Origin of the sequence: Paenibacillus swuensis (assembly GCF_001644605.1) — a bacterium.
GTDB lineage: Bacteria > Bacillota > Bacilli > Paenibacillales > DY6 > Paenibacillus_N > Paenibacillus_N swuensis.
Genome location: NZ_CP011388.1, coordinates 4,702,429 through 4,716,214 on the forward strand (window position 1 = coordinate 4,702,429; position 13,786 = coordinate 4,716,214).

Sequence of the window (13,786 nt, forward strand, 5' to 3'; positions counted from 1 at the left end):
GTAAATCATCAGTTGTACGACACAAGTATACAAAATAATTGAAAGCGGTTACTTAATTGATAAATCCATCATAATGCCAAATGGCTAAATTATGCAAATGCCGTTTCCACCGCAAAAATCCAACTTTTCTAGCAATACCTTCCTCAATCTGCGTTATTCACTCATTTATCATGCAAACGTTTGCATGATAAGCATAAAAAACGCCCTTTTACCTAGTTTATAAGCTGGTAAAAGGACGTTCCATAATTCATCATTATAAAATATAAGTGCTCTAAATTTCTTCGTCTTCAGGCGGCTTCTCGCGGATCCGCTCAATCACTTGGTTGAGTGTATCGGGTTTCAATAACTCCACAGGCGATACCCCTTTATCGAACTGGAACAAGTCGCCTTCCAATATAACGATGTATCGGCCGTTCTCTTCCGCAATGTGCACCTTATTGCCATAGTCGGAAAGCAGCCCCTTCACCGCAATATGATCCAGCTTAAATTTCAGCTCCAGATCCTCCTTGTGTACAGTCAACTGAGCGGCAGCCTCCACGACTTGCTCATGCTCCCACTTCTCCTGTAATTCACGCTTGTCGCTCGCCGCCCAGACCTCATAGCTGTGCTCTTCCTTCTGCCGTTCCTCCGGATAGCCGCCGGCAAAACTTTCTTCCGATGACGCATCCATGCCGTCAGGTGTAACGGGTTGCTGTGCGTGCTGCCACTTCTCGTCCATATACTGCTTCACCATGGAAACGACTTGCTCGTTCATGATTTCAGGCATGGATTTCTCATAGGACACATACTTCAGGAAATCCTCGAAGTATCTGGCATGTGACGCCTGATGAATTTTCAACTCATAGTCATCAATCATGCCCTCTTCAATCATGAACGGGTATTGTATCGATTTCATGTTCCTCGCCGTGATCGCCATATCCACTTGTGCAATAAGGCTTCTTTCATCCGCGACCCGTACTACTTTTGGTTCAAAATCGCACTTCAGCACGAATATAAACGGTTCGTTAAAGTACTCGTTCAGCTTCGCGCTTGCAATGATTAAGGCGCCGCCGCGAACCGCGCTCGTATCCATATAGACACGCAGCATGTCGTCGCATTGCGCCATGAATTCTTCTTCATCTCCCGCATGCCGCAATCTTTGGAACAGATTATAATTGGGATTGCTGTCCAGCTCATGCCCGGGCTCCACGATGAAACGGCCGATCTTCGTCGGAGCATTCTCCGATTCCGGATTCTTATCTACCTTCCGCTTGCTGATTCGGGCGAATTCTCCATCGAGGAAATGCTTAAGCTCACTGCTCAGGTAGGCTTCTTCATCCAATGTGCGGTAATGCTTATATCCTTTCGTTGCGGACGCGTCCGCGCTGTCGGGCTGAACAACAAAGAACGATAAATATTGAACGGAATAATTCATGAATCCTCCTGCGTACGCTATTTTTTCAGATGATACGGCACCGTAGTCACAATCACATTACGACGGTACAGCAGATAGGCCCGGATCATCAGACTGGATTGATTGTGCAGAATGTTATGCCATCCCTTCTTCGGAATGAATTGCGGTATAATCACCGTCACTTGATAGTCTGACTCACTCGCCTTGTGCACAACGGTGTCAATGAATCGCGTTAAAGGTTGAATAATGCTGCGGTAAGGAGAGTGCAGTGTAACAAGTCTCACATCCGGCTGCCACTTCTTCCACTTCTCTTCAAAGATCTCTTCCTCTTCCCTTTCAAAAGGGACATATACCGCGATAATCTGATGAGGATTTAACGACTTCGCGTAGTTCAACGAAAATTCCACCACATGCGTAATTCCCGCCACCGGCACAATAATGACATTACCCGCTACCGGAATGGAAGGTTCACAGGTGGTCAGTCGCAATTGATCGCCTACGGCTTCGTAGTGCTTGTGAATACGGTGAAATATTAAAATAATCAGCGGCAAGAAAATCAGAATGGACCACACTTGACCGAACTTCGTCAGGAAGAACATCAGCGTAACCGTAAGACTGATGACGGCGCCTGTCGTATTAATAAACAGCTTCGTTCCCCATCCCGGAGGCTTCTCCCGAATCCATTTCACCATCATACCGGATTGCGAGAGCGTGAACGGAATAAATACGCCTACGGCATAGAGCGGAATCAATTGCTCCGTTTGACCTTCAAAAGCCAGAATCAACAGAATCGAAGCGAAGCCCAGAATGATGATCCCGTTCGAATAGCCCAGACGGTCGCCGCGCACCGTGAACATCCTGGGAATAAACTTATCCTTGGCCAGATTAACGGCAAGCAGCGGAAACGCCGAATAACCGGTGTTAGCAGCTAAGATCAGTATTAAAGCCGTAGTTCCTTGTACAAAATAATACATGAAATTCCGTCCGAATGTCTGCTCGGCGATTTGTGAAACAACCGTGACTTCACCTATAGGTTGTACTCCGTAATAGTAGGCTAACACCACAATACCTGAGAACAAGATGGCCAGCAAGGTTCCCATCGCGACCAAGGTCTTGGCGGCATTGTTCGGTGCGGGGTCTTTAAAGTTGGGTATCGCATTGGAAATGGCCTCAACGCCTGTTAAAGCCGAACTACCCGACGCGAACGCCTTTAGGAGCAGGAAAAGACTGATCCCGATGACAGGGGTTCCGACCGGCGTGTGTAACGCAGGTGACACCTGCCCTGTCACGATGTTATAAACCCCGACGCCAATCAGGATAAATAGGGCGACGACAAACAGATACACAGGATACGCCAGAACGGAAGCGGACTCTGTCACCCCTCTTAAATTTAAAGTGGTAATAAATAATACGAATACAATAGCGATGACAACCGTGTAATCATGCAGGAAAGGAAACGCCGAAGTAATGGCGTCCGTTCCGGCCGAAACACTAACGGCAACAGTCAATATGTAGTCGACGAGCAACGAACCTCCGGCGATGAGACCGGGATTAATACCCAAATTCTCTTTGGAAACGACATACGCTCCGCCTCCGTGCGGATAGGCAAATATAATCTGTCTATAGGACAGAATCAAAGCCGTCAGCAGAAGCAATACACCAATGGCAATCGGGATCGAATACCAGAATGCCGCGGCGCTCACGGTAATTAATACGATTAGAATCTGCTCGGGACCGTAAGCCACGGAAGACAACGCATCCGACGATAAGATGGCCAGCGCTTTTGTTTTATTTAATTTTTGCTCTCCCAGTTCGGCTGATTTCAAAGGCCGCCCGATCAGGAATCTTTTGATTGAAGATAACACGTTTTTCCACCACCATTTATGATATTACATGTTTCTTTTTTGTTTTCTTACATAAGCAACATCACGTATCATACTCCTACCTATTCTTCTTGTAAACTGTTAATTCTAGTCGTATGTTCTCACAAAAAAAAACCGGCACCACTAGGGCGCCGGTTCATGAATAGAACTAAAAAGGGACCAAAGCCCGTCTGCGCGATGCAAACTGGTCCCGGTCCCCATGCTTTAGTTCACTTTGATGACATTATAATGCTTTTCTTGAACTTCCTTAGCCGCGGCATCCAATTCCGCTTTGAAATCTACGCCTTTCTTGGAGAAGATCTTCTGAATCACATTCGTCATGGCGGCATAATACTCTTGTGTGTTATATTGCGCTTCAGGCTTTGCGTCTCCCAAACTATTGGATTCGGCGTTGTATTTATATACGTTGTCGTATTTAGCGAATATGGCTTCTGCTTTCTGTCCGTATTCCGAATCTTGACTATAATAGTTAATATGAGGCGGAATAAAGAACTTTCCTTCGGTTTTACGAGCTTGAATGTCCTTCTCCACAGAGGTTAACCAGTCTTCGGAGAAGTAATCGAATGTGATGTAACGAAATGCCATTTCCTGTTCATCCTTCGTGGCGTTCGGGTTGATTACCATATAATCCCCGCCAAGGATACCATAGTGCTTCCCGCCCTTTTCCATAGCCGGGATCGGATAGGTCAACACTTCATCCGGTTTAAGCCCGCCTTGGTTCAACGCCTGTTCCAGCACGCCTTCCGCGCCGGCAATAACCATACCTGTGCGTCCTTGGGCGAACGCGCCTACCGCGTCTCCCCAGCCTAAAGCCCAGTCTTGCGGGATCGCATCCGCTTCCCATCTAAGTTTGTTGTAGAATTCGGCAGCCTTTACAGCGGCATCGGAATTGAATGCGGCCGTAACTTTGCCGCCTTCCACCGTTTGAATCTCGCCGCCCGCGCCGAAGAGGAAATTCGTCCAGTTCCAGCCGGACTCATTGCCTTTACCCATGGGCGCGACTCCCGCAATTCCTTTCTTCTTGTCGGCTACCGCTTTAGCCGTATTCAACATGTCGTCCCAAGTCCAGTCATACGCCGGTACGGCTACCCCTTTAGCATCCAACATCTTCTTGTTTACGATTGTGGCTGTCGTGTACCCTTTTTGCGGTACACCGAACATTTTGCCGTCGATCAGGAATTGTTTGGACAGGATTGGATTCAACTGATCTTTAAACTCGTAGCTATCCCACAGCGTTGTAATGTCGGCGGCCCAGCCTTTTTCCGCAAGGAATTTAGCCTCAGTCGCATAGGTGTTGAAGAACGTCGGTGCCTCGTTGGCGGCCATCTTGATACCGATTTCGTTCACATTATAATGCCAGTCCGACTTCTCGACTGTTACGTTCGGATATTTCTCTGTAAAACGCCGAATTTTATCATCTTCCAATTTGCGGTTTTCCACTTGATCTGGAAGCGGATAATAAATGCTGATTGTAATTTTCTTATCTTCAATTTTCTCCTCTGCCTCATTCGTCCCGCTATTGGTGTTCTCTGTTTTCGGTGCCTCGGTATTGCCCGTGTTGCCTTTGTTGCCGTTATTGCTGTTATTCCCTCCGCTACAGGCGGCAAGCACCAGACTGCATGCGAGTAAGCACAGGATGACAATCGACCATTTACGCATTGTGTAACTCCCCTTTTCAATCCTGAATTGATGTTGCACCTTCATCATAAGTGAATCGCTCTCACGGAACGATGTGTATTCTTATCGCCTTCATGTGCAACGTTACGATCTATCTTAATTGACATCAGCCTTTAACGCCGCCTAAATGAAGACCTCTCATAATGAATCGCTGGAAGGTCAGGAAAACGGCAATCGGCGGTACCATGACCATAAACAGGATGGCAAACTTAATATTCAAATCCAATCGTCTCGCGTTAATGATATACTTGTAGATTGCGGTTGCCAGCGGGTATTTATCGTCGCTGTGCATGACCAGAGACGGCCAAAACCAGTCGTTCCACGCTGTGGAGAATACGAAGATCGCCAAGGTGGAGATGACCGGAACCGATAAAGGTATCGCGATTCGCAAGAAGCACTTTATTTCCGATGCGCCGTCGATGCGCGCCGCCTCAAACATTTCGGCGTGAATCTCATCGAAGAAGTTTTTAAGCAACAGAAGATAGAACGCGTTCGCCCCGGCCGGCAACCAGAACGCAAAGAACGAATTCAGCAAATTCAAGTCTTTCAAGTTAATGAAATTCGGAATCAGATAAGTGGTCGGCGGAATGAATAATGTCACAATGAACATAAAATGGATCGTCTTGGCGTGAGGCACATTCAGTCTGGAAATGCTGAAAGCGGCTAACCCAAGCACAACAACCGTGACCAGCATATTTCCCCCAAAAATAAGCAACGTGTTTCGCAGGAACAGAGGCAGATCGATAAAGTCCCAGCCTTTCCGGAAGTTGTCCCAATGCCACTCGGACGGCAGAAATCTCGGCGGGAAGGAGTTAACTTCCACGTTGGACTTCAAGGCGTTGAAGAAGGTCATCAAAATGGGATAAATCATCGTGCATACCATGACCATGATCACGATAATCATCAGGGTGTAAACCAGTTTGTGACCAGGCTTATTTAAATCATGGTGAGACAGAATGCCTCGATCTTGTGATTTCATGTCTAGCTCTCCCTTCGGTTGGACAATCTGAACTGCAATACGGCCAGGACGCTGAGTACCAGGAACATCAGCACACCCATCGCGGAAGCCACACCTAACTCAAGCCGGGTGGTTGCGTACTTCACGATCAGGAGCGCGTAAGTCAGGGTAGCGTTTACCGGTCCGCCGTCCAGCATCGCCAATTGCGATTGAAAGCCTTGAGAGGTTCCGATGAGTTGAAGGAGCAGCATCAGGAGCGCCAAGTTCTTGATTGACGGCAAAGTAATGTAACGAATTCGGGCCCATACACCGGCCCCGTCCATTTCCGCCGCTTCGTACCAGTCCCGGGGTATGCTTAACACCGCGGCGAGATAGAGCAGCATGGCCGATCCGAACTGCTGCCAGGTTTCCATGATGACAAGGGAGAGCATAGACCATGACGGATCGGTCATGAACGAGACGGATTCGCCCCCGGTACCGGTAATGACAGCGTTAATCGGTCCAACCGGATCATAGAACCATCGCCATAATCCGTAAAGAACAACCACGGGTATAACATTCGGCAGATAAGCCGCCACACGTACAAAGCCTTGAAACTTCCGTAGTTCCGAAATGGCGATAGCGAATACAATAGGTACCCAATACCCCAGCACCAGACCCAGCATCATATAATACAACGCGTTGCGGATGGCAACGGGAACTTCCGAATCTTGAAATACGGTCTTGTAATTGTCCAAACCGACAAATTCATTTCCTTGAACGAAATCAACATCGTAAAAGCTGTACACAAATCCTTTGATGATCGGCATCCACAGAAACAGAATGAAGATGACGGCCGCAGGGACAATGAACAGATATCCCCACATATGCTTTCGAAGAGTCCGGAGAATTCCCGGCGATTTAATCTTTGGTTTGGAAGGATGAAGCGGAGCAGAGATTTGATTCATAGGGTTTCCTCATTCCTTTACATAACAGATATACATCTATTGTAGAAAAGGACCCCGCTTGCATGAAAGGTGCGTATCTATTGTAATGATAGTCATTCTTACTTCTTTAACTCGCTGGGTGAAATGCCGTAAAATTTTTTGAATATTTTGCTAAAATGTTCCGGTGACTCGTATCCCACCTTCTCCGCGATCTCGTATCTTCGCATATCCGTCTGCAGCAGCAACTTCTTGCTTTCTTCCATCCGAAGCTTGATTACATATTCCCAAAGGTTAAATCCTGTATTTTTTTTGAATAAATAGCTTAAATAGTTGGGACTGATATGGTTTTTCTGGGCTACTTCCTGCAGAGTTAACCCTTTCTGGGCGTAGTGCTGATCAATGTAAGCCCTTGCCTTGTCAATAAGATCATTGTTCTGAGCATGAAACTCCTCTTCAGACGGGTCCTGGGCTTCGCCTTCCCAATTGAAATCACCGTAATAGAACACGTCATGGTCTTTATGCTTCTTATTCCAACGCATCGCTTTCTCCGCTTGCTCCGCGAGCATAGGCAGACCGTCGGTTCCTTTCACAATCTGACTGATTCCGATGACGCTGGTTAATCCCAAGTATTTGCGAATATGATGATGAATGCTGCGCCCGAGCATGTCGAGCAGATTGATTTTGTTCACATTGGCATCTTCCACCTGGGCTTCTTCCCATTCCAGAATGATACTCAGGACGTGATCCGAAGAGCTGAAGGCGGCATGCCTCCATTCCCGGTTCAGCAGCTCATGAAGAATATTCAATGCGGCGTACTCCAGCAACCGGGCGTCGCTTGCCGATAGAGTACGGACCTCTGATCGTTCTTCCAGACGCAGCCGAATGCGAACAACAGAGAAGTAAGGGCCTTGAAGCGCCACGCCAAGATCCGCAAGTTGCCGCAAGGCTGGAAGCTGTTGTTCCGGGTCTGAGATTAACCTGTTGAACCCCTCGGTTTTCTTCGGGTCGGGTTCCTCCATGCGGAAGTGCTCCTGAAGTTCCGTTAATAAGTCTTCCTGGGCTCTGGCCGGTTTTTCCATCTTCAACAGGACATTGCGGACCGAATCCAGCAGCTGACGGCTGTTCAGAGGCTTGATCAAGTAGTCCTTAGCCCCCAACCGCAGCGCCATCTGAGCATATTGAAAGGTTTCATGCGCCGATATGATTATCGTCTGCACCCAGGGTTTAATCATTTTGGCCTGATGCATCAATTCGATGCCGTTAATCTCTCCCATCTGGATATCGGTAATCAGGAGATCGATCTCTTCCATCTTCAGGACATCTAAAGCTTCATAAGCATTATAAGCGGTGTGGATGTGTTCAATATCGAAACCCGATGTAGCCAGAAGGGAGCTCAATCCCTTGCATATCAAAGGTTCATCATCCACAATCAGAATATGGTACATTTACTTATCCCCCTGTTACATTCAATTCTTCATGATTTGCGGAACCGGACGTTTGCGGAAGCACAATGACAACTTCGGTCCCCTGCGGTATACGTTTACGATAATAAAGCCCGTAATCCTGCCCGAAATGCAGCCGAATACGCTGTGTCACATTCCTTATCCCGTAACCTAGAGAAGCATCCGCTTTCTCATCGTTCAAGAGCTTCTCAATCGGTTCGAGTTTAAGCTCTTTGAATCCGTTATCCTCCACTCTCAGCTCCACTTGCTCCCCGGAAAGCCTTCCCCAAACGCGAATCTCACCATCTTCTTCCATATGCTTGATGCCGTGGAGAATGGCGTTCTCAATTAACGGCTGCAAGCTGATTTTGGGTATCAGATAGCCTTGAATTTCTTCAGGGACGTCCCAATGAATACTAAACTTGTAATCATAGCGTTGTTGCTGCAATTTCGTATAAGCCCGCGCATGCTCAAGTTCTTCTCCGATTGTAATTAACTCTCTGCCGCGGCTTAAACTGATTTTCATCAGCTTGGACAGATCTTTAATCATTTCCGCCGATTCGTTGTTTCCTTCCAAGGAGCTTTTCCAATATATACTTTCCAGGGTGTTGTACAGCAGGTGCGGATTTATTTGTTCATACAAAATCTGCAGCTGTGCTTCCTTCTGCTTGATCTCCATCTGGTACTGATCCTGAATCAGGCTGTTCAGCCTGCGAGCCATATCATACATGGAGGTGATGAGGATTCCCACTTCATCATCCCTGTTTTTGGCGGGCGTTTCCGGAATACGTTTGCCGGGTACATAGGAACGCACGAACATAGCCAACTTCTGCAGCGGCGTCATCAACGACCGCCAGAAATAGGTGATGAGGATACATCCGAAGAGGCCATAAGCGACGGAAATCATCAAGATTACCCGTTTCAATTCATTTTGCTGCTGTAACAAGGAGCGTACAGGCAATTTGTAAATCAGATTGTGATGCAGAACAGAGTTGTTATTGATGATATAAATATGTTCTTCATCCATGTAATGCACGGCTTTGCCCCCGGTTTGCGGAAGCGCTGCCCCGGAGGGAAGTTCTAACGGCATTCCCAAACGATACCTCTCGCTGGAAGCCAGAATGATATGATTCGGGTCCGTTACGTACATTTCCCCATCAGGCAAATTCACCGATTTCAGCGATTCTCCGACTTTATCCTCCATCCTGGTCACCACCAGAACACCAATGACGCCGTTGCTTTGCGTAACATTGTTTACCGCTCGTATGTATGCAAGTGTCTTCTGATCCGCAAACGCTTCGTTGCTGTCTATGACCTCCATAAAGCCCTTCCCTTTACGCGCAACGGCTTTATCATACCAATCCGGTTTATTGGATTCTGTGAAGAAATATACTCCTGTCGGTGTCATCTGGATTTTCGGGGCAAAAAAATAATAGTCCTTCGGATCATACACATAAAAAGAGTAATAGACGGGATCCGTTCCCTTCGCACCGGTGGAGTAAGCATTCAGCAAGTCCTCCATCGCTCTGTATTTCGTTACCCGCTCCAACACGTCGTCTTCCCCGTTTGCAATGAGCTGCTGAGTCGTGGTGCTGCGGATTAATGTGCTTGTCACTTTAGTAACCGTATCCATATCCCTGCTGATCAAGGTAAGACTCTGCTTATTCAACTCGGCGTACGCATCGGTTACATGTTTTTTAAGAATCTGCTCCGCCTTGGCGTTTCCATACCAGTGCAGAAACAGGATCGGACTGACCATCATCAGAAACAGCAGAATAAGCTGCTGATTAATCTTCATTCTTGTTAAGGGATTCCGTAGTCCCGCGAGCATCCGATGCACCTCCTGCCTGTTATTTATAATATATCAAAATAAAACGGTTTCAGGAGAAACTCGTAATAATACACATCATTTACGTAATAACAACCATAAGCCCCCATCCGGAGATAGGGGCTTTCTCTGATTCCTACATAACTAGTTCAACAAAAGCAACAGGGATAATGCTCCCTCGTGTTCGGCATCTAAGCTCAGTGTGCGCAAGACAAATTTCTTAGCCCTCTCCTCGTCTCCAAGCTCATAGCTGGAGATTGCAACGGCATAACCTACTTCGGGTTCGGTTGTCTCCTCTGCTTCAGCCTGGTTGAAGAAGGTCATGGCTTCCTCATACCGCTCCATCTGATATAGCAGCATGCCGCTTCTCAGAGCCAGATTCGAATGCTTCGCAACTTGATAAAACCCTTGCCACATCTGTTGAATACCGTATACAACGTCTTTGGATTCTTCCTCGCTTGCGGTTAACACCAGCACGGACAACCGGTACGCACATTGGGAAAACCATTCGGCATCGTAACGTCCCAGCCTCCAGAACGTAAGGATTTGTGAGAGATCCAGCGTATTTAACTGATCATCAAACCATAGCTTCATGTTGAAGAAATCATCCGGTCCGAAGCTTTCAATCGACCGCCGATAAGCTAGCCGGGTAGAACCATAAGCTGATGGATCCTCCAACATAAGAATACAACCGACATTCAAGTTTCGGTAATGATGCGGAGTAAATAAAGCCAGAGCTCCCCGGCTTTCCAAAGTATGTTGGATGGCGTGGTAGTTCGCCGTTAGGGAGAAGCTGCCGTGATGAACGAAGTCAGGAGGCGGAGCGAATGCCCAATGGTCCAGCCGGTGAACTCCCTTATCCGCCGTCAGAAGCACAAATCCTTCCTGTGACAATCGACCCAGCCGCTCCAGACAAGAAAGCCCCACAGAGGGAAATAAAATATGGGAATCTTCAAGCTCCCGTTTGTATAATGCAATGATTTCCGAATAGGCGTATGAATCTTGCTCATACTCCGGAGATTTACGGTAATGGTATTCCGGAATGATGCGTTCCATCATCTCAGGGGTGGCTTCCTGCGTTCCTTCCGGCAGGATTAAAGACACATCGCAAGCATAAATCTGTCCTTCCCCCACATACAACAGGTCCTGTGGAATGCTGTCAAAGAAGTAATTGGCTACGATGAGCAACGGTTGCTTTAAGTCCCCGGGGGTGATTCGATGACCGGATTCAACCAGAAACAATTCGGTGTCGCTCACGGCATCAAACGTAGCGAAGTCCAGCCATCCCCGCTCCACGTAAGGAATCAGTTTAGGATGTTCACGCCAATGCGAGATATTACGCTCAGCCAGATCGCTCATCACATAGCGAAACGGCGGAAGCCTCATTCCCGCAAGCTCAATTAATTGGCGAAGTTCATCCAACACATGAAAGGCCAAAAGACCGGAGCCCGCGCCAAGCTCGAGCATGGTTACAGGCTCCGCCCCGTGACCCATGATGGCCCGGTCTTGCAAAAACGCGAACAGGATTTCGGCATAGGCTGCAGCAATCATCGGATTGCTGGTGATAAATTGGGGAACTTGATCGTTACGCCAAGCTTCGACACCTTGGTTCTCGTAGTAGGCCCGTTGCAATGCCCATAGCGGAGAGTCGCTGAAAGGAAATACAGGTTGTTTCGATGAAGTCATGTCTCTACCCGCTTCTACATAATATTGGCTTGAAATTTACCCAGCAACTCTTTTAATCCGGCTTGAACGGAATTGAACCCCAGACCGGACGGAATGAAATCGAATAAGGTCCAATGGTGTTTCACCGGTGGTTGATATAAGGTCGGCAAAGGAGTTACTTGCACACCCTGCTGTTTAAACAGTTCCACCGCTCTTGGAATATGCCAAGATGATGCGACAAGAAGCGGTTTCTTAAAACCGTTTCTCTGCATGATCACTTTCGATTCTCTTGCATTCTCAAGTGTAGTTCTGCTCTTGTTATCCAGAATAATCATCTTCTCCGGTATATTCATCGCCATCAGGTATCGCTTGGAAATATCGGCTTCATTCCCTGCCCATCCGACACCCAGTCCCTTACCGCCCGATAAAATAATGGGCACCTTCAGTTTCTGGTAAAGCTTCATGGTAACCAGAACATTTAAGGCCGTCGCTGATTTCAGTTCACCCTGATCGTCAACACTCCGCGCATCCATGATCGCTCCTTCGCCTAACATGACAATCACATCGCCGGAAATTTCATCAGGATATGTTAATTGTTTGTCGATTTGCTTCGTTAACATGGCGCCCACAAATGAAATGCTGGAAAGATAGTACATGATCGAAATAAACATTAACAGATAAGATAAACCTCTCTTGCTATTGAAAAAAGTGTACACGGTAAGTCCTACCAGCATCAGCCAGAGTAACGCCGGCGGAAACAATAAAGAATATATGATTTTCACCAAGTAAGCCGCATCCATGGGTACACCCCGCTCCGTTCAAGATGCGTCTATTCTATCATTAGATCCTGTGAACGTCATGGGACTCTTAACCCATTAGGTGGTCGCGGCACCCTCTGCAGCAAGCGCGCGGAAGTCCAAATCAACCAAGGTTTGTCCATGGATAATTCGTTCTCGGATCTCAGTATACCAAGTCTTGAGACGCTCAGGCATCGACTCGACGTCCCTCTTCTTGCGAAGCACCAAATACAAGATGATGTCTCTCAGCTGAAGAAATAGCGGCAGAACATCCAACCACGCCGGCGATAAAGTGAATTCCTCGCTATAGCCTTCCCAGAATGCCTTGAAATACACTCTAGCAAACGCGGAGCGATCTTCGCCATAGTTCGCCGGCGCGCCTCTGCTTACACTATAGTATAGAGGGATTGCCACATCGTGGATAAACCAGGTATTCATCGCGTCGTCAAAATCAAACACGGTGATTCGACCTTCATCCGTGAAGAAATTCCCGGAATGTATGTCGCTGTGAATGAGACCGTAACTCCCGGCAACCTGCGGCAAATCTCTCAACTTCGATATCAGCATCTGAAGTCTTTCGCCTACAATAATGTCTTCCGCCGGAATAAACGCGCCGGCTCCCGTAATCATCACATCCTCATCCCACGCTAAACGAGGCTGCACCCCGTTAGTCTCAGGGGAGTAAAGCTGTGAAATACGGTGCATTCGCCCGGTGACGGCTCCCCATGTTTTGAACAAATGCGTGTTGTATTGGGCTGGATTGTTGGGGTCTGGACGTACGCCTGGTGCTTTATGGAACAGACATGCGATGAAATAGGAAGATCCGGCCTGGATCTTTTCAGCGGACAGACCGTTCAAGGAGGGGATGAAACCCGCTATCTCATTCTCCATACCTGACGAGCTTAGGAAAGCGATCCAGTCCAGTTCCGAGATCACTTCCGCCAATGAGCGGTGAGAACTGTGTGTCAATCTCAGGATGGTTGGCGTATTCTGCCGATCTGCTTCATAAACATAGTTTTCAAAATCACCCAACTTGGACCAGCTCCCCCGCGTTAAACCGAACCGGGATGCCGCCTCATTGAGGATGTGCTCGCCAAATAAAACTTCTACTTCTTGTTCCATTACCTAACCTCCTTAAGCTTTACTATATATAATAGTAAAATGTTCAACACCTATGATTCATTTTCCTCCCAAGTTTCTTGTTTCCCGTCTTCTCT

The 13,786-nt window shown here is 47.5% G+C and carries 10 protein-coding genes; all 10 read right to left on the minus strand.

Annotation, left to right across the window (positions count from 1 at the left end; translation table 11 throughout):
* Nucleotides 1–271: 271 nt before the first annotated feature.
* On the minus strand, nt 272–1,414 hold the full coding sequence (locus SY83_RS21225) for a DUF3900 domain-containing protein (RefSeq protein WP_068610176.1): 1,143 nt from the start codon (nt 1,412–1,414) through the stop codon (nt 272–274).
* Between the two features lie 17 nt (nt 1,415–1,431).
* Nucleotides 1,432–3,258, minus strand: coding sequence for an APC family permease (locus tag SY83_RS21230; protein ID WP_068610178.1), 1,827 nt, complete (start codon nt 3,256–3,258; stop codon nt 1,432–1,434).
* Nucleotides 3,259–3,480: 222 nt separating this feature from the next.
* Nucleotides 3,481–4,935, minus strand: coding sequence for an ABC transporter substrate-binding protein (locus SY83_RS21235; protein ID WP_068610180.1), 1,455 nt, complete (start codon nt 4,933–4,935; stop codon nt 3,481–3,483).
* A gap of 124 nt (nt 4,936–5,059) precedes the next feature.
* Nucleotides 5,060–5,932, minus strand: coding sequence for a carbohydrate ABC transporter permease (locus SY83_RS21240; protein WP_068610183.1), 873 nt, complete (start codon nt 5,930–5,932; stop codon nt 5,060–5,062).
* 2 nt (nt 5,933–5,934) lie between these two features.
* Nucleotides 5,935–6,858: a carbohydrate ABC transporter permease gene (locus SY83_RS21245; protein ID WP_068610185.1), complete on the minus strand. Its 924-nt coding sequence runs from the start codon at nt 6,856–6,858 to the stop codon at nt 5,935–5,937.
* A 98-nt stretch (nt 6,859–6,956) separates the two neighbouring features.
* Nucleotides 6,957–8,282: a response regulator gene (locus SY83_RS21250; protein ID WP_068610187.1), complete on the minus strand. Its 1,326-nt coding sequence runs from the start codon at nt 8,280–8,282 to the stop codon at nt 6,957–6,959.
* 4 nt (nt 8,283–8,286) lie between these two features.
* Entirely contained in the window at nt 8,287–10,110 is a 1,824-nt protein-coding gene (locus SY83_RS21255; protein ID WP_068610189.1) for a cache domain-containing sensor histidine kinase, read from the minus strand.
* Between the two features lie 141 nt (nt 10,111–10,251).
* Nucleotides 10,252–11,793, minus strand: a complete 1,542-nt coding sequence (locus SY83_RS21260; RefSeq protein ID WP_068610191.1) for a hypothetical protein — start codon at nt 11,791–11,793, stop codon at nt 10,252–10,254.
* A 14-nt stretch (nt 11,794–11,807) separates the two neighbouring features.
* Nucleotides 11,808–12,572 (minus strand): YdcF family protein, encoded by a 765-nt coding sequence (locus SY83_RS21265; RefSeq protein ID WP_068610193.1) that lies wholly within the window; start codon nt 12,570–12,572, stop codon nt 11,808–11,810.
* Between the two features lie 75 nt (nt 12,573–12,647).
* Nucleotides 12,648–13,691, minus strand: a complete 1,044-nt coding sequence (locus SY83_RS21270) for a phosphotransferase enzyme family protein (protein WP_068610195.1) — start codon at nt 13,689–13,691, stop codon at nt 12,648–12,650.
* Between the last annotated feature and the right edge of the window lie 95 nt (nt 13,692–13,786).